The 17837-nt window shown below is 61.7% G+C and carries 14 protein-coding genes and 1 pseudogene; 3 read left to right on the forward strand and 12 right to left on the reverse strand.

All coding sequences use genetic code 11. The annotated features are described in order from the left end of the window. The first annotated feature begins 64 nt into the window (after positions 1 to 64). On the forward strand, positions 65 to 1225 hold the full coding sequence (locus tag GGD65_RS17120; RefSeq protein WP_018316094.1) for an iron-containing alcohol dehydrogenase: 1161 nt from the start codon (positions 65 to 67) through the stop codon (positions 1223 to 1225). A 92-nt stretch (positions 1226 to 1317) separates the two neighbouring features. Here the strand turns inward: GGD65_RS17120 and GGD65_RS17125 are convergent, their stop codons facing one another. The 7 genes from GGD65_RS17125 to GGD65_RS17155 all read right to left on the reverse strand — a co-directional run bounded on the left by GGD65_RS17125 (position 1318) and on the right by GGD65_RS17155 (position 8037). Next, entirely contained in the window at positions 1318 to 1929 is a 612-nt protein-coding gene (locus tag GGD65_RS17125) for a TetR/AcrR family transcriptional regulator (RefSeq protein WP_183235989.1), read from the reverse strand. A gap of 118 nt (positions 1930 to 2047) precedes the next feature. Next, complete coding sequence (locus GGD65_RS17130; RefSeq protein WP_183235990.1) at positions 2048 to 3052, reverse strand: nitronate monooxygenase family protein; 1005 nt, start codon at positions 3050 to 3052, stop codon at positions 2048 to 2050. Between the two features lie 23 nt (positions 3053 to 3075). After that, positions 3076 to 4263, reverse strand: a complete 1188-nt coding sequence (locus GGD65_RS17135; protein WP_183235991.1) for an acetyl-CoA C-acyltransferase — start codon at positions 4261 to 4263, stop codon at positions 3076 to 3078. Positions 4264 to 4277: 14 nt separating this feature from the next. Beyond that, on the reverse strand, positions 4278 to 5408 hold the full coding sequence (locus GGD65_RS17140; protein WP_183235992.1) for an acyl-CoA dehydrogenase family protein: 1131 nt from the start codon (positions 5406 to 5408) through the stop codon (positions 4278 to 4280). A 24-nt stretch (positions 5409 to 5432) separates the two neighbouring features. Then, complete coding sequence (locus GGD65_RS17145) at positions 5433 to 6614, reverse strand: acyl-CoA dehydrogenase family protein (protein WP_018316089.1); 1182 nt, start codon at positions 6612 to 6614, stop codon at positions 5433 to 5435. A 13-nt stretch (positions 6615 to 6627) separates the two neighbouring features. Further along, complete coding sequence (locus GGD65_RS17150; protein WP_018316088.1) at positions 6628 to 7365, reverse strand: SDR family oxidoreductase; 738 nt, start codon at positions 7363 to 7365, stop codon at positions 6628 to 6630. 42 nt (positions 7366 to 7407) lie between these two features. Then, positions 7408 to 8037 (reverse strand): 2-hydroxychromene-2-carboxylate isomerase, encoded by a 630-nt coding sequence (locus GGD65_RS17155; protein ID WP_183235993.1) that lies wholly within the window; start codon positions 8035 to 8037, stop codon positions 7408 to 7410. Positions 8038 to 8273: 236 nt separating this feature from the next. Here GGD65_RS17155 and GGD65_RS17160 point away from each other — a divergent pair, with 236 nt between their 5' ends. After that, positions 8274 to 8786, forward strand: a complete 513-nt coding sequence (locus tag GGD65_RS17160) for a helix-turn-helix domain-containing protein (protein WP_018316086.1) — start codon at positions 8274 to 8276, stop codon at positions 8784 to 8786. A 106-nt stretch (positions 8787 to 8892) separates the two neighbouring features. Here GGD65_RS17160 and GGD65_RS17165 read toward each other — a convergent pair whose 3' ends face one another. The 3 genes and pseudogenes from GGD65_RS17165 to GGD65_RS17175 form a co-directional block, all read right to left on the reverse strand. Next, positions 8893 to 10695: an AMP-binding protein gene (locus GGD65_RS17165; protein WP_246783316.1), complete on the reverse strand. Its 1803-nt coding sequence runs from the start codon at positions 10693 to 10695 to the stop codon at positions 8893 to 8895. Between the two features lie 108 nt (positions 10696 to 10803). Then, entirely contained in the window at positions 10804 to 12003 is a 1200-nt protein-coding gene (locus tag GGD65_RS17170; RefSeq protein ID WP_038948946.1) for an ABC transporter substrate-binding protein, read from the reverse strand. A gap of 459 nt (positions 12004 to 12462) precedes the next feature. Beyond that, positions 12463 to 12709 (reverse strand): annotated as a pseudogene (locus tag GGD65_RS17175) (aldehyde dehydrogenase family protein); the annotation flags it as partial. Positions 12710 to 12768: 59 nt separating this feature from the next. Between GGD65_RS17175 and GGD65_RS17180 the strand changes: the two are divergent. Then, a complete protein-coding gene (locus GGD65_RS17180; RefSeq protein WP_183235995.1) occupies positions 12769 to 13593 on the forward strand; it encodes an SDR family NAD(P)-dependent oxidoreductase in 825 nt (274 codons plus the stop codon). 57 nt (positions 13594 to 13650) lie between these two features. Here the strand turns inward: GGD65_RS17180 and GGD65_RS17185 are convergent, their stop codons facing one another. Further along, positions 13651 to 16725 carry an efflux RND transporter permease subunit gene (locus GGD65_RS17185; protein ID WP_183235996.1) on the reverse strand — a complete coding sequence of 1025 codons (3075 nt, stop codon included), beginning with the start codon at positions 16723 to 16725 and terminating at the stop codon, positions 13651 to 13653. Next, positions 16722 to 17810, reverse strand: coding sequence for an efflux RND transporter periplasmic adaptor subunit (locus GGD65_RS17190; RefSeq protein ID WP_183235997.1), 1089 nt, complete (start codon positions 17808 to 17810; stop codon positions 16722 to 16724). The genes GGD65_RS17185 and GGD65_RS17190 overlap by 4 nt, the downstream gene beginning before the upstream one ends. Positions 17811 to 17837: the final 27 nt, after the last annotated feature.

Consider the following 17837-nt stretch of genomic DNA (forward strand, 5'->3'; position numbering starts at 1 on the left):
GCATGATACTCATAATATAAAAGACTATGTCGGCTTCGACCGCAGTTCCGATGGGAGGATAAAAATGCGCAGCACTGGAGCACACAATTTTCCGGCAATTGATCGCGTGATCTATGGCAGACCGGCGGCTGAGGCCATCAACGAAGAAGCGGAACGACTAAAGGCAACGCGCGTCTTCCTTATCGTCAGCCGCACCTTGAACACCAAGACCGACGAGATTGAGAAAATCCGGCATACGCTCGGCGACAAGCATGCCGCGACCTTCGACGGAATCGCACAGCACACCACGCGCAAGCAAGCCGCCGAAGTTGCCCTCCACGCCAAGGAAGCCCACGCTGATCTCGTCGTGGCCGTCGGCGGCGGTTCTGCCGTTGACCTCGCCAAGATCGTCATCATGGCGATGGAGCACGATATCCGCGATGAAGCGGGCTTCGATCCGTTCCCCATGGGACCGGGCGTGAGCCATTCCCCGTTCCGCGCGCCTGCAGTCCGACAGATCGCCGTGCCATCAACGCTAAATGGCGGCGAATATAATGCCGCAGCGCTTGTCACCGATGAGCGCAACAAGCTGAAGCAAATATTCTTTCACCCCCACATGATGCCGGTGGCAGTCATCCTCGACCCTGCCCTCACACTTCATACGCCTTCGAATCTCTGGATGGGATCGGGCACTCGCTCCATGGATCACGGCATCGAAGCATTGTGCTCGCCAGCTGGCACTCCCCTTGCTGACGAAGTGGTTCTGGCGGGTATCCGCGAGCTGCGCGAGGGAATGCTCCGGACCCTGCAGCAACCCGACGATTTCGAGGCGCGCCGCTTGTGTCAATACGGCTCATGGCTTGCGTCCTTTGGACTGCAGGCACGCGTTCCCATGGGCGCAAGTCACGGCATCGGCCACGTGCTTGGCGGGACCTTCGGGGTACCTCACTACTATTGCACGCCCGTCATCATGCCGAGCCTTCTTCGCTACAACAAGCCGTTCACCGATGACGCGCAGAAGCGTTTGGCGGCAGCTTTGGGTGCTCCCGGTGGGGACGCGGCAGACGCCTTTGCGGAGTTCGTCAGGCAACTTGGACTACCGGGCCGCCTCGCCGAGGTCGGCATCGGCGAAGACAAGTTCGGCAAGATCAGCGAAATCGCGATCAACCATCGCTTCGTCAAAGCCAATCCGCGCCCCTTCAACGATCAAGCCGAAATCGTCGATCTGCTGCGAATGGCTGCGTAGCCGCCACGGCTGCGGCCGATGGTGGAGGCACGGTCGTTTGCCTCCGCCATCGGCCTGCACCGCCCTGAAGCCAACATCGGTTAAGACAGGTCTCAATTGTCGGCCGAATGCGCTCTCTCGCAGTCGCACGCAACGGAATTGCCCAAAGCCTGCCGTCCGGCCTCCAGCAGGAGGTCGGACAAACGCTTGTCGTCGACCGCACGCGCCAGCACGACCGAACCGACCATGGTCGCAATTGCGCCGGCGGCCGTCTGTCTCACATCCGATGACGGCCTCGCCGAGGTCAACCGCGCGATAATATCGATCATCTTGCCGAGCCCCCTTTCAAGGGTGCGCCGCGCCTCCGGACCCGACCGCCCGATATCGGCCGCCAAGGCCGGCAGCGCGCAGCCCCGCCCCGGATCGTCACGGTGGCGGGGGCTCAGGTAAGACTCGACAAGTGCGTCGAATCCCTTCCCGGCGGGCAGCCCCTGCGTAAGACTGAGCCAATGCACGATCGTTCGATCCATGGCCAGGGCGAGCCCTTCGACGACCAACGCATCGCGCGATTTGAAGTAGGCGTAGAAGCTGCCATGCGTCAGATTGGCGAGCTTCATCAGGTCGGCCACACTCAAGCCATCGGCCCCGGCCTGGCGCAGACCGCGGGAAGCGCTTTCGACGATGCGTCTGCGGGTGTGCTGCCCATGGTCCTTTGCGTAACGCATCGCCTGCTCCGGGATGGCCCAAGATATTCGCTGATGACGGTCCCATCACGGCCGGAGCTTCCAGCCCGCGCAGAGACGACGAAATGTCGTCTGCAGCGCGGATCGCCAAGCCGTGGCTTCACGCGACCTTGAGCGTGGCCCCGCTGTCGGCGTCAAGGAATCCCGTCAGCCTGCCCCTGATCAATCGCTCGGCGTCCGCCATGATGCGGTCGATCAGCTCCTTCACGGTCGGAATATCGCGAATGAGTCCGACGACCATACCGCAGCTCCAGGCGCCCGCGTCCATGTCGCCGTCGATCATCACCCTGGGATAGACGCCTGCCACCTGATCATGGATGTCGTCGATCTTGAGGCTCTTGCCCTTCTCGCGCTCGATTTCGAGCAGATTCTCGACGCCCCTGTTGTTCAGGACTCGCTCCGTGTTGCGGAGCGCGCGCATGACGAGCCTGGTGTCGAGCTCGGACGCTGCGACCAGCGCCTTCTTGACGTTCTCGTGCACCGGCGCTTCCTTGGTGGCGATGAACCGCGTACCCATGTTCATTCCCGCGGCTCCCATCGCCAACGCCGCAACCAGGCTGCGCGCGTCGGCCATGCCGCCGGAGGCCACGAACGGGATCTTCAATTCTTCGGCCGCACGTGGCAGCAGGATCATGTTCGGCATGTCATCTTCGCCCGGATGACCGCCGCACTCGAAGCCGTCGACGCTGACGGCATCGCAGCCGATCTGTTCGGCCTTCAGCGAATGCCGGACGGAGGTGCATTTGTGGATCACCTTGATGCCGCCCGCCTTCAGGGCCGGCATGTACTGTTCAGGGCTGCGCCCGGCGGTCTCGACGATCCTGACGCCGCCCTCCCTGATGGCAGCGATGTACTCCGGATAAGGCGGCGCGCTGAAGGTCGGCAGGAACGTCAGGTTCACGCCGAACGGCTTGTCCGTCATGTCCCGGCAGCGCGCGATCTCCTTGGCAAGCAGCTCCGGCGTCCGCTGGGTGAGGCCCGTGATCAAGCCGAGCCCGCCGGCGTTGGATACCGCGACCGCCATTTCCGCGAAGCCGACATAGTGCATTCCGCCCTGGATGATCGGATGTTCGATACCGAACAGTTCAGTGATCGCTGTCTTCACGAATGATCTCCCCGCGTATCCGCTCAGTGGATGATTTCAAACAAGCCCGCGGCGCCCATGCCGCCACCGATGCACATGGTCACCACGCCGTATTTCGCCTTGCGCCGCCGTCCCTCGATCAGGAGGTGGCCGGTGAGCCGCGAGCCGGTCATGCCGTAGGGGTGGCCGATCGCGATCGAGCCGCCATTGACGTTGAGCTTGTCCGGATCGATGCCGAGCTTGTCGCGGCAATAGATTACCTGCACCGCATACGCCTCGTTGAGCTCCCAGAGATCGATGTCGTCGATCCTCAAACCATGGCGCTTGAGCAGGCGCGGGATCGCAGCGACCGGGCCGACACCCATCTCGTCCGGCTCGACGCCGGCGGCAACGAAGCCGCGGAAGACGCCGAGCGGCTTCAGCCCCTTGCTGGCTGCAAACTTGCCGCTCGTGATCACACAGGCCGAAGCACCGTCCGAGAGCTGGCTGGCATTGCCCGCGCTGATGGTCTTGCCCTCGAACACCGGCTTGATCTTGGCAAGGCCCTCGGCCGTGGTTTCCGGACGCGGACCCTCGTCCTTCGTGAGCGTCACCTGTTCGTAGGTGACCTCCTTGGTTTCCTTGTTGACGAGCGCCATCCTGGTCGTGAACGGCACGATCTCGTCGTTGAAGCGGCCGGCCTGCAGAGCGGCGCCGACACGGCGCTGGCATTCGAGACTGTATTCGTCCTGCTTGTCGCGGCCGATCCTGTACCGCTCGGCGACGACCTCCGCCGTATCGAGCATCGACATGTACATTTCGGGCTTCATCGCCATCAGCTCGTCGTCGACGGCGTGAAACTTGTTCATGTGCTCGTTCTGCACGAGGCTGATCGACTCGATCCCGCCGCCGATGGCGACTTCGACCCCATCAAGCATCACCGAGCGCGCGGCAACGGCGATGGCCTGCAGGCCGGACGCGCATTGCCGGTCGATCGTGGTGCCGGCCACCGTCACGGGCAGGCCAGCGCGGATCGCGCCCTTGCGCGCCACATTCATCACCATGGTGCCTTGCTGCATCGCGCAGCCCATCACCACGTCTTCGACCTCGCCCGGCGCGATGCCGGCGCGCTTCACGGCTTCGGCCATCACATGCCCGGCCATGGTCGGGCCGTCCGTGTTGTTGAGCGCGCCACGATAGGCCTTGCCGACGGCCGTCCGGGCGGTGGAAACGATGACTGCTTCAGTCGTCATGCTGGCCTCTTCTTTTACGCGGCCGCATCCAGCTGCGCGTAGCGCAGGACGTGGAATGCGGGATCGCCGAACTGGATGTTGATGGAGGAGATTCGCTTGAAATAATGTCCGACGTTCAGCTCGTCGGTCATTCCCATGCCGCCGTGAAGCTGCACCGCCTGGTCGGCTACGAACTTTCCGGTATAGCCAATCTTCGACTTGGCCCCGGAGGCGAGCCGCGACAGGCCTGAATCACGGGCGTTGAGGCTGAGATTGAGATGCTGCATCAGGGAGAGCGCCTCCTGATGGGCAATGAACATGTCGACCATGCGATGCTGCAACACCTGGAAGGAGCCGATGGTGGTGCCGAACTGCTTGCGGGTCTTCGAATAGTCCAACGTTGCGGCATTCAGCTCGCCGATCGCGCCGACGACCTCGGCGCAGAGCGCGCCGATCGCGCGGTCACGACAGGTTTCCAGCGCGGCAACGCCCTCGCCTTCTGCTCCCAGCAATTGCCCGCGGACCTCGCGCAAACCGATCTCGGCGGCGCGGCGTCCGTCGATCGTCTTGAAGCTCTGGAGATTGACGCCCCCGGCATGGCGGTCGACCACGAACAGGCTGACGCCGCCGCGGTCGCGATTATCGCCGGCGGTCCGCGCCGAGACGATCAGATGATCCGCCCACGGCGCTGCCATCACCATGGTCTTCTCGCCGCTCAGAACGTAGTCGCCTCCCTCACGCCGCGCCTTGGTCGCGACATTGGCGAAATCAAACCGGGAGGCTCTCTCGGTCCAGGCCAGCGACCAGATCCTGGAGCCGTCGATGATGCCTGGAATGAAACCCTGCTTCTGCTCGGACGTACCAAGCTGCTCGATCAGGCCGCCGGCAAGCACCACCGTTTCGACGAAAGGCTCGACGACGAGGTGACGGCCGAACTCCTGCATGACGATCATGGTCGACAACGGACCGCCGCCGAGGCCGCCGGCGTCCTCGGAAAACGGCGCAGCGAGCAGGCCGAGCTCGGCGAAGACCTTCCACCGCGTCCGGCTGAACCCCTCCTCGCTCGCCACGATCTTGCGCCGCGCCTCGAAATCATACTGGTCGCGCAGAAGGCGCTGAACGCTGGATCGCAGTAATTCCTGCTCTTCCGTGAACTGAATATCCATCCGATCCTCCCGATCCGCCGTTGCTTAGAGCCCGAGCACGGCTTTGGCGATGATGTTTCGCTGGATCTCGTTGGACCCGCCGTAGATGCTGAGCTTGCGCGCGTTCAGATATTTCTCGGACGCGGTGTGGCCGTAGTCCGGGCCCGGCACGAAGCGGTTGGAGCTGATCGGATGCTCGCGGATCGCAAGACCATAATTGCCGATCGCGCGGTGCGTGAGCTCGGTGATGTCCTGGAAGATCTCGGTGCCGCGGATCTTGAACAGCGACGCCGCCGGACCGGGATCGATGCCACGCGCCATCTGGGCGACGACGCGCAGTTCGGTCGCCTCCAGCGCCAGCACGTCCAGCTCGACGCGGGCGATGTCGCGTAGAAATTCCAGATGCGCCGGATCGTCGGCCGGTATCTCGGCCTTCACGATCTGCTTCAGCTTCCGGAGATAACGGGTGGACCGGCCGATGCCCGCCATGCTGGTGCGCTCGTTGCCGAGCAGGAATTTGGCGTACGTCCAGCCCTTGTTCTCCTCGCCGACCAGGTTCTCGACGGGCACCCGAACGTTTTCGAGAAAGACGTCATTGACCTCGTGACTGCCGTCGATCGTGATGATCGGCCGCACGGTGACGCCGGGCGACTTCATGTCGATCAGCAGGAAGGAGATTCCGGATTGCGGCTTCACATTCGGATCGGTTCGCACCAGGCAGAAGATCCAGTCGGCGTGCTGTGCCAGCGTGGTCCAGGTCTTGTGCCCGTTGACGACGTAGTGGTCCCCCTCGCGCACCGCCTTGGTTCTGACGGTTGCGAGATCGGAGCCGGAGCCTGGCTCGGAATAGCCCTGGCACCACCAATCCTCGCCGGACAGAATTCGCGGCAGAAACTTCTTCTTCTGCGCCTCGTTGCCGAACGTGTAGATCACCGGCGCGACCATGGTCACGCTAAAGGCAAGCGGCGGCAGCGTTCCCGCCCGGGAGGTTTCCTGCTCAAAGATGAACCGCTGTGTGACCGTCCAGCCCGGCCCGCCATACTCCTTGGGCCACAGCGGCGCGATCCAGCCCTTCTTGTGGAGGATCCGGTGCCAGAGCAGTGACTGCTCCTTGGTCAGGTCGGTCTCCGGATTGGGAACGCGCATCTCCGCCGGATAATTGTCCGCGATGAAGGCGCGCACTTCATCGCGGAAAGCCGCGTCCTCGGCAGACAGCGCAAGCTCCATCGTAAGGGCCTCCTTACCACTTCTCGCCGAAGGGGCGGATTTCCAGCTCGAACGTCCACGCGCTCTTCGGCTGCTGATAAAGCTGCCAATAGGACGCAGCGACGGACGACGGCGGCATCAAGAGATCGGGATCGTCGAGAGCATTCGGACCGAGCGCCTCGAGCCGGCGCTGCCGCACCCATTCCGTATCGACGCCGGAATCGATGATGAGATGCGCGACGTGAATGTTCTTGGGGCCGAGCTCGCGCGCCATCGCCTGAGCCACCGCCCGCAGGCCGAACTTCGCGCTGGCAAAGGCGGCATAGCCGCTGCCGCCGCGGAGAGACGCTGTCGCGCCGGTGAAGAAGATGTTGCCGCCGCCGCGAGGCAGCATGAGCCGTGCGGCTTCGCGGCCGGCGAGAAAGCCGGAATAGCAGGCCATCTCCCAGACTTTGCGGAAGACCCGCTCGGTCGTATCGAGGATCGGAAAGTTGACGTTGGCGCCGATGTTGAAGATGCAGACCTCCAACGGCGCGTGCTGGTCGGCATCAGCGAGGAAGGAGATAACCTCCTCCTCCTTGCGGGCATCCAGCGAGCGCGCGTGGATTTCGCCTCCGGTGGCCTCGATCTCCTTGACGAGCGGCTCGAGCTTGGCGCCGTTCCGGCGCCCGGCAAACACCGTGAAGCCCTCAGAGGCGAACTTCTTGGCGATCTCGCCGCCGATATAGTCGCCGGCACCGATCACTGCGACAGTTGCGTTTCTCTTTTGCACGGATCGTCTCCCGGTTGAATTGAACTTCGTAAACTCGTAGCTCTACGCCGTCCTGGCGACCGGCCTGGTTTGCTCGAGGATGGACTCCTCGACGTCTCGAAGCTGGTCCTTGCCGAAGAACATCTCCTTGCCGACGAAGAAGGTTGGCGACCCGAACGCGCCTCGGCTGACGGCGTCGTTGGTCAGATCAATCAACCTCTTCTTGACGTCGTCCTGTTGGGCGCGAGCGATCAATCTGTCGATATCGAGCCCCGAAGCGATGAACGCATTCCGGAAGATTTCGAGGTCATCCATCTTCTTCGGCTCCTCCCACATATGGTGATAGGCCGCGCGAAAATAGGACTCGAACACACCCTCGAACTGGGCCGCCACGGCACCCCGCATCAGCATCAGCGTGTTGACGGGAAAGAACGGATTCTGGCGGAATTTCGTGACGTTGTGGCGGCGGATAAACCGCTGGGTCTCGAGCGCCTGATATTGCGGCTTGTTCTTGATCCCACGAAGCGAGTCGAACGGCGACATGTTGCCCGTCGCCTTGTAGATGCCGCCGAGCAAGACCGGAACATACTCGAATTTCGCACCGGTGCGATGCTCGATGCCCGGAATCGCCACCTCTGCCAGATAAGCGTTCGGACTACCGAAATCGAACTGGAATTCAATCTTCAAGGTCATCTCGGCTCCTCCCGCGGAACATGTGCTTGCCCTGGCGATCCCGTCGCCGGCCTGACTTTCCTCAAACATACAGTTCTAAAATAGAACTGTCAAACACTCCCGCAATCTGCTGATTTCGTCTTGCCTGGAAGGGTATTGTTTGGAGTTTAGTACCTATCTAGAATGGCAAATCCCGCGCCGGCCTCCGCAACGATTCGAGACGAGGTCCGTGCCGCGGCGGCGATTGGAGTGTGTGGATGAAGTGGAAGGAACTCGAGGAAGAGCCGTGCTCGATGGCCCGAACTATCGGCGTGATCGGCGATCGCTGGACTCTTCTGATCCTGCGCGAGTGCTTTCTGCGCACACGCCGCTTCGAGGGATTTCAGTCGGCACTCGGAATCACCCGGCATTTGCTTGCCGAACGTCTGAAGAAGTTGGTTCGGCAGGGCATCCTGCGCCGCATTCCCTACCAGGAATCCCCCAAGCGGCACGAATATATCCTGACCCAGAAGGGGCTCGATCTGTATCCGATCATGATGGCAATCGTGCATTGGGGCGATACTCACATGGTCGACGAGCGCGGCCGCCCCCTGCTGCACCAGCATCGCAAGTGCGGAAAAGATTTTGATCCGGTCATGGTGTGCTCCGAGTGCGGCGAGCCGCTGTCGGCCAAGGAGGTTCATACTCATCCCGGGCCGGGTGCTCGCAGCGCCCCGGCGGCAGTGGCGCCGACGACCTCGAAAACAAAGGCGCGCTCGCGGGCCGCCTGAGGCCTGCACCGAAGCCGTTCCGCGGCAAACAATCCCGCAGAAGGTACCGGCAGACGCGATCTGGCGGCCAGGAGTCCGTAACGGCCGCACAGCGACAAGCTCGCTCTTAGACCCGGATCACGTCGGCGCCAGCCTCAAGTGTGTAGAGACGCTCAACCTGCTCGGATCGAACTTTCAGCACAGCGCGTTGGTTGACATAGGCCTTGTCGGTGATCTCTCCTGCCGCCATTGATGGCGGATCTTTCAGCAGAACGAAGGAGCAGATCCGTTCGCTGCTTCCAACAGTCTCGTTGTAGTCCCGAAAGCGATCCTGCAGGAATCCGACCACGGCGGGATCCGAGGTCAAATCCGCACCCGGAGTTTTCGAGATTCGCGCGGCCTCCGTGGGGTTCAACCAGCAGAGCAGCGCGCACGCCTCACGATTTTCGCCCGCGACCACCATGTCGAGCAAGACACCGCGCGTTGCGGCCAGGATTGCCGCGCGCATATTGCCGATCGAGACCCAGGTCCCATTCGCAAGCTTGAAGTTCTCGGAAATTCGACCGGTAAAGCGTAGCCCGAGCTCAGGCTTCTGCGGATCCAGAAACGAGACAGTATCGCCGATGCGATAGAAGCCTTCCTCGTCGAAGGCCATTTCCGTCAAATCCGGCCGCCCGAGATAACCCGGCGTGACGTTGGGTCCCTTGACCCTGACCTCGTAGGTATCCGAGACCGGAATGAGCTTGAGCCGCAGTCCCGGCGCGGGAAGACCGATCTCGCCGGGTCGATCTGTCGCCCAATGGGTCGTACTGATGGTCGGGGCGGTTTCGGTCGTACCGTAACCCGACATGACCGGAATTCGCCGGCCGGTCACCGAGAGTGTCAAGCGATAGAGCTTCTCCAGCGTGTCCTTTGAAATTGCAGCGCCGGCATAACTCATTCGGTCCATCCGCTTGAATACACTGGCGCCTAGATTGGGATCCTTCTCGACCGCGTCACACAGGAGGTTATAACCGGCAGGCACGTTGAACATGGCGGTCGGCGACACTTCCTTGAGATTGGCGACCGTCTTGTGAAAGAGCTGCGGCAGCGGACGGCCGTCGTCGATATAGAGCGTACCGCCGTTCTTGAGGATGCCGTGAAGAATGACGTTGCTGCCCATCGTGTGGTGCCAAGGCAGCCACTCCACCTGGACTGGCGCAGCCGGAGGAGACACGAGCTGGCTGCCCATTTGCAGGGAGCTTGCCATCATGCGATGGGTGTTGAGCACGCCTTTCGGAAAGCCTGTCGAACCCGACGTGAAGAGTATCTTGGCGACAGCGTCGCACGAGACCGCACGAGATGCCCCGGCAAATCCGTCGCACGCGGTTTTGGCTGTCAGGGTGCGGAACGGTACCGTGTCCGGCGCGCCATCGACACTGATCCAGGTCGCGGCCGCCAATTCCGGAATAGTGCGGCCTGCGGAAAACTCACGTCCGCTTTGGACGAACACGAAGCTCGGGCGCAGCACTTCGGCGATGTCCTTGAGACGAGCAAGTCCACCGAGCATCAGCGTGTAGTTTGGCGATATCGACGCCAGGATAACCCCGATTGACATCGCCGCAAACGAAACCACGGCGTTCTCGATCGAGTTTCCGGACAGGATGGCCAGCTTGTCCGCTGGCTTTGCGCCCAGATCGAGCAAACTTTGGCCCACCGCCTGGACCTGAGACCATGCCTCGCCGTAGGTGATCTCGTCCCACCCGCCTTTCGCATTGCGCTGCGCGAGGAATATCCGGTCCGGCGTGGCGCTCGCCCAACTCGGCAAGAAGTCCGTGATACGCCAGTCACACGGCTTCCACTCGAGGGGCGAACTCAATATGAGCGCGCCATCTGGTCGGCGCTCGATTGAAACCTCGCGCGGCGCAAACGTCAGTGCCTTCGTCGACATCGAATTGATCTCCTGAAGTACCGGGATGGCGATCGCACCCGTTGCGCTCAAGTCGCGCAGGACGCCGGCGCCGGCTCAATGCCGCTCCGCCCCTCGCCTGTTACCTGCTCATTCGGACCTGGCATCCAGCACCTCTCCGAAGGCTTCCCAAGTCGATCCGGTCCATCGCTGCAGGCGCATCTGCGTCCAGATCATGTTCTCGGTTTCGCTGGTGTTGATCTTGATGCCCGGCAGTGCGGTCGGTACGACGAAGTCCCGGAGGTTCTTGGCCTGCGCCAGGATATTCTTGCGGGACAGGTCGTCCCCACATTGCTTCAGGATCTGCTCGAGCAGGATGCCTTGCTGGTAACCGGTGAGATAGCTGCCGTTGGTGATATCGACGCCAGGCAGATATTTGTCGATAAACGCCCGATAGGCCTGCATGCCGGGATCATCTTTCCACTTCGGATCCACGACATCCTTGTTGATGGTGCCGACGATCACGCCAGTCGACTTGTCAAGGCCGGCCGGCGTGAGCGTGCCTCCAACCGAACCGGACGGAAAGTTGATGATGACGGTCGCCTTCCAACCAATCAAAGAGGCCTGCCGGATCGCCTGCGCAGCGAATTTCGGCGTGCCCGCGATCATCAGGGCATCCGCACCGGAGCTCTTCAGATTGGTGATCTGCGAATCGACGGTCGGTTCAGTGACCTCGTAGGACGCGGTGACGACCCTGCGATCGTAGTCCTTGCCGAGAAACGCCTTGAAGGCGTTGACGTAGTCTTTACCGAGGTCGTCATTCTGGTAAAGGATCGCATATTTGGCGTTCGGCAGGGCCTTCGTGAGGTATTTTGCGTAGATCTTTCCCTCGGTATCGTAGCTGACGAGGCCTGTCGTGATCAGTGGGTAACTGGCGACGTCGGTGAACTTGGACGATCCGCTGACGATCGCGATGCTGGGCACCCCTTTCGACTTCAGGTATTTTGACGTTGCCGAAATGGCGGGAGTGCCGAGTTGGCCGAACATGAATGCAACTTCATCGCTCTCAACGAGCTTGCGGACCTGCTCCACCGCCTTGGGCGGGCTATAGGCATCGTCATAGGCGACGTAATTGATCTTGCGCCCGCTGATGCCGCCGCGATCATTCAGGGACTGTATGTAGGCGATCAGCCCCTTGCCCACGAGACCGATCGATGAAGCCGGTCCGCTGAACGGAAACACCCCGCCAATCTTGATTTCGGTCGCGGTAACCCCGGGCTCGTCGGCCGCGAATGCCGGGCTGCCCAATAGCACGAGCAGAACGGCAAGACTCTTCCATCTCGGCAACATCGGCATCCTCCCTGAGGCGCACTCTTCCGGTGCGCCGTTCGATTCTTATGTGTCTCTACGACTCGCGAGGCGTAATGCCGTGCGAAATCGAGCGCGCTCGCCAAGCGTCGATGGCCAAGCGCGTCAACCGTTGCGGCTCTTGGATCGGCCGCCTCATTGCCCAAACTTACAGTTCTTTTTTAGAACTCGTCAAGCGCTAGATGTATCTCCCCTGAGAAGGAACGAAGCGCTTGCGATGTTGTGACGGGTTATACGTTTAACCCGATAAACTCCAGAGCAGTGGAGGGAATCGATGCCCAGTTGCGGGGATGCCCCGCTCAGCCCGGATATCGCGGGTTACAGTATCTGGTTACTTCATTCTATTATTGAACTTACAATCAAAGAAAAACCCGTGATTTGACCTACCGCCGAACGATGAGCCTCGCCCAGGCGGTAACACGGAGTCTGGGACCATCGCACCTACAGACCGGTCTGGCTGATAAACTTGGTGTTGAGGTAGGCTTTCCATGGCCTCGGTGCCCCCTTCCGAGCCGTAGCCGGAATCCTTGATGCCACCGAACGGCACTTCGGGCAAAGCCAGACCGAAGCTGTTGATGGACATCATGCCAGCTTCGATCGCCGAGCCGATCGCGGTTGCAGTCTTGGTCGAGCTGGTAAAAGCGTAGGAGGCAAGACCGAACGGCAGGCGATTAGCTTCCTCGAGTGCAGGCGCTGGCGATCGGCCTCGACCTCGCGGCCGACTGACAATTCATAACGGAGAAGATCATGGCATCGCATGGCACTACGAAAATTCTGGCTGGCAAGGTTGCGCTGGTGACGGGCGCTGGACGCGGGCTCGGCCGCGCATTTGCGGAGAAGCTTGCCGCGCTCGGCGCTGACGTCGCCATCCACGGCATGCGCGAGAACGGGCCGGCGGAATATGGCGAGGGCACCACGCTGACCGCGGTGGCCGCGGAGATCGGCAAGGACTATGGCGTCCGCAGCCAACGCGTGCTCGGAGATCTCACGGAGGGAGAGGACATCGCGCGCGTGATCGCCGAGACGGAAAGCGCGCTCGGTCCGATCGATATCCTCGTGCACAATGCCGGCGGCGATATTGCGGCTGCCGGCGGCAAGCCCGACCGGAACGACGCCGTGCACATCAGGGAAGCCGACGTGCGCGCGGTGCTGGAACGCAATTTGCTCTCGACCATCCTGACCTGCCAGGCGGTCGCGAAGGGCATGATGGAGCGGCGGAGCGGCCGCATCGTCACGCTCGGCTCGGTCGCCGCATTCAAGGGGCGCACCAACGGCTCGTTCTATGCAGTGGCGAAGGCCGGCGTGACGCATTACACGCGTTGTCTCGCCGACCAGCTCCGCGCTTACGACATCGCGGTCAACTGCATCGCGCCAGGCGACACCCGCACCGGCCGATTTCTCGGCACCCGCGCAGTCGATCCGAGCCGGATGGTCGAGGCCGGCACGCTCGACCGCATCGCCACCGTCGACGAGGTCGCGCGGGTCGTCGAATTCTTCGCCGGACCCATGGGCGCCTTCGTCTCGGGTCAGGTGCTGCGCATCGACGGTGGCGGACAGGCATGGCCGGCGTGAGCTCCGGGGTGCATGCTCCAGGCCGACCAGACGCCTGGCTTCAAATGGATCACCGGTTCACGTAAAGCTTCTGCGAAGGCTTCTCCCGACCCAGCGCTCGAGGTCGTCCATCACCGTGTAAAAGGCGGGCACGTACACCAAACTGAGAATTGTCGAGCTGAACAGTCCACCGATCACGGCGATCGCCATCGGCGCCCGCCTCTCGGCATCCGCTCCCATGCCCAGGGCTATGGGCAACATGCCGGCGCTCATAGCTATGGTGGTCATCACGATCGGCCGAGCTCGTTTCCGAGCGGCGTCCAACAAAGCCTGCGTGCGATCAAGGCCACCATCGCGCCGGGCCACAATCACGTACTCGACGAGAAGAATCGAGTTCTTCGCTGCGATTCCCATGAGCATGAGCATTCCGATCATGACCGGCAAGGACATCGACATCCGCGTCATCAGCAACGATCCCAGAGCGCCTCCGATCGACAGTGGCAGCGCGGCGAGAATGGTCACCGGCTGAACGAAGCCATTGAAGAGCAAAGCGAGAACGACGAAGAGCAGAACGATGGCCGATCCAACCGCGAGCTTGAACCCATCGAACAGCTCCTGCATGCGTTCGGAATCGCCTGCGGGCTTGTAGAATACTCCCGCCGGCAGCCCCCTCAGCGACGGCATCTGAGCCACCAAGTCCTCCGCCTCACCTACCGTCAGGCCACTCAGTTCCGCTTCGACCGTTTCGCTTCTGGTGCGATCGGTCCGCTCGATCTGGAGCGGACCCGAGCCAAAGCTGATATCGGCAATGGCGGACAACGGCACCGGCTTCTCGAAGGCAGGCACCAGCAGCAGCGACAGGCCTGCCATATCGGAACGAGCAGCGTCGTTTAACAAGATGCGCACGGGAATCTGCCGCGCGCCTAGGCTGAACTTGGACAGGTTCTGGTCGATATCTCCGACGGTGGCAATATTGACCGTCTTGGCAATCACGGCCGTAGGCACTCCAAGTAGAGCAGCCTTGTCCGGCTTGGGCGTTATCTGGAGCTCAGGTCGGGCGACGCTGCTCATGACTCTCGCGCGGTTGAATCCCGTAGTGGTACCCATATCCTGGGCCAACCGACGTGCCGCATCGGCGAGCGCAGCGGCGTCATCGCTCAACAGCGATACCTGGATTTTCGCGCCGGAAGATCCGTCCTCGCCGAGGCGGATCCGAATGCCCGGAATGATCGAAAGTTGCCGCCCGATCGAGGCTTCGAACGCCTGTTGGGACTGAGCCCTCTCGGCTCTCGGAACGAGATTGATCGTGACGGTCGATCTTCTGACCTCGCCTACCGAGGTAGACAGGTCTCCCGGGCCGGAAAACGTCGACGTCTCGGTTCCGACCGCGGCATAGACGGACGCCACTTCGGGTCTCGTCCTAAGCAAAAACGCAACCTTCTGCGTGGCGGCGTCCGTTTCCTGCAAAGTCGCCCCCGGTGCCAACTCCACGCTGAGCATCGTGCGGCTTCGATCGGCCGCCGGCATGAAATCCGTCGAAAGGGATGGAATAAGGGACAGGGACGCAACGAAAAACATCACGCCGGCGACGACAGTGGCCCATCGGTAGCGCAGCGTCCAGGTCAACGTCAGCGCATAGTACCGCACCCATGCCGGCTCGCGATGCTCCCTTTTGCCCGTCTTCAGGAGATAGGCCGCCATCAATGGCGTAAGCAGGCGGGCAACCACGAGAGAGAAGAAGACAGAGCTGCAAACGGCGATCGAGAAGGCCTTGAAGAACTGCCCAGGGATGCCCGGCATCAGCCCAACAGGGGCGAAAACCACGATGATGGCGAACGTCGTCGCAATCACGGCCAGGCCGATCTCGTCGGCCGCACCGATAGCCGATTCGTAAACGGTCTTTCCGGACTGCCGAATGTGCCGAACGATGTTCTCGATTTCGACGATAGCGTCGTCGACGAGAATGCCGACAACCAGAGCAATCGCCAGAAGAGTGATATTGTTCAGCGACTGATTCAGGGCATACATCACAGCGAAGGTCGGCAACATCGACAACGGCAGTGCAGCGCTCGAGATCAACGTCGCCCTGATATCCCGCAGGAAGATCCAGACGACCAGAACCGCGAGCAACGCTCCCAACAGAAGTGCCTCGATGGCGGCGTCGTATCCCTCGATGACCGCGTGGGTCGAGGATGTCACCTCGAGGATCCCTACGCCATCGTGAGCGGCGGCGAATTCGGCCATCCGCTTTCTGACGTCTCTGGTCACGGCGAACTCGCCGGTCCCAACGGCGCGATAGACGCTGAAGCCCACGACCTCCCTATCATTGAACCATGACCTCTGTCGCGGCTCGGCCCACCCGCGCTCGACGGTCGCAATTTCCGATAGCTTGACGCTGCGGCCGTCACTGAAGGCGAGCCGCATCTCCTTGAGAGCCGCGACGTCAGGGACACTGCCCACCGTACGAACGGCTTGCTCGGACCCTGCCAGTTTCACACGGCCGCCGGGCTGGGTGATGTTGCGGTTCCTCACGAGCTCGGAAACTTCTGCGGCCGTCAAACCAAGAGCGAGCAATCGGTCTGGTTCGAGCTTAACGGTAATTTCCGCATCGACACCACCGGATCTGGCAATCTTGGAAACGCCGGGCACGGCAAGCGCAGCTTTGGCGATGTCGTTGTCTATGAACCAACTCAGCGCGTCCGGCGCCATCATCGGCGCGTCGACGATGAACGTGAGGATCGCTTGCCCCGTGGCCTCGACGCGCCGGATCATGGGATCGAGTGTTCCTTGCGGCAGCTTCGAACGTATCGATACGACGGCATCCCGGACGTCGTTCGTGGCCCGGTCGATATCGGTACCGATCGCAAACTCGACCATCGTCATGGACAATCCCTCGTTCACGATCGAACGAGTGCGATTGACAGTCCCAAGTCCTGCGACGCCGTCCTCGACGAAGCGGGTGATTTGCGTCTCTATTTCACTCGGCGCAGCTCCGGGCCAGGCGACGCTGACCGTCACCGTCGGAATGTCCATATCGGGCATGTTGTTGAGCCGGAGCTTCGAGAACCCGACGGCCCCCGCCAGGCTCAGCAGCACGAACAGGATGATGGTCGCAACGGGATGACGGATCGCCCAACTGGAGATGCCGTTCATCGCAGTGCACCGCCTTTGAACGACGCGGTCTTGACGTTTACGAGATCTCCGTTGCTCAGAAGACCGGCACCTTGGGTCACAATGCGATCTCCAGCCTCCAGTCCGCGCAAAACTTCCACGTCATCCGATTCCTTGACGCCGATTCCGATCTCCACCAATGACACCAGACTGTCGCCTCCGACCTTGAAGACGTGAGCCTTCGCTTCTCGCCAGACCACTGCCTTCAAAGGAACGGTCAATACAAGCCGTCTTTCGACTGAAATCTCGACACGGGCGAACATCCCTGGCTTCAGATTCGTGCCCTTGGGGAGCGCGACATGCACCGTACCCAAGCGCGTCTTCGGATCCACCAGCGGCGAAACCATGCGGACCGCCCCCTGCTCGGCTTGCCCACCGGCGCCGACCACTGTCGCGTGTTGTCCAGCGGCAGCGGCGAGGATGTCTGTTTCAACGACGCGCGCATCGACCTCTATTCGGTTGTCCTGGATCAATCGGAACATCTCCACTCCGGCTTGGACCACCTGCCCGATCGCTACGGATCTTGCCGCGATCATTCCCGCCGCGGGAGCGACAATGACCGTCTGCCGTTGCCGCGCTTCTGCTTCGTCGAGCTGGGCACGAGCCGCGCCCAGCTTGGCCTCGGTCGTCTTGACGAGCGTATCGCGCTGCTCGACGACTTGAGCGCTCACTACCCCTGAAGAGACCGAATGCGCGCGCGCAGCATCCGATCTGGCACTGGCAAGGCTCGCTTCCAGTTCGTCGACCGCGGCCTTCTGCTTGGATACCGCTGCAGCCGTCAGATCCTGGCTGAGGCGGGCCAATACCTGACCTTTGGTAACGACATCACCTTCGTCCACGGTGACCTCGATCACCGCGATACCGCCAGCTTCGGAGCTGACCGGGATTTCGCGCCACGCGACGACGTTGCCTGTCGCGGCGATCGTCCTGGTGACCTCCAACTTCTCGACCGGTGCGGCCACCACAGTCATTGCGGATGAGGGAGTTTCCGCACGGACGATCGAATTGAAGATCAGAGAAGTCGCTATGATCCCAATCGTCCTCAGGCCACGATGGACACTCTTCATGCCAGCAGTTTCCTCCACGCACCGTCG

Source organism: Bradyrhizobium sp. CIR18 (assembly GCF_014198295.1).
Lineage (GTDB): Bacteria > Pseudomonadota > Alphaproteobacteria > Rhizobiales > Xanthobacteraceae > Bradyrhizobium.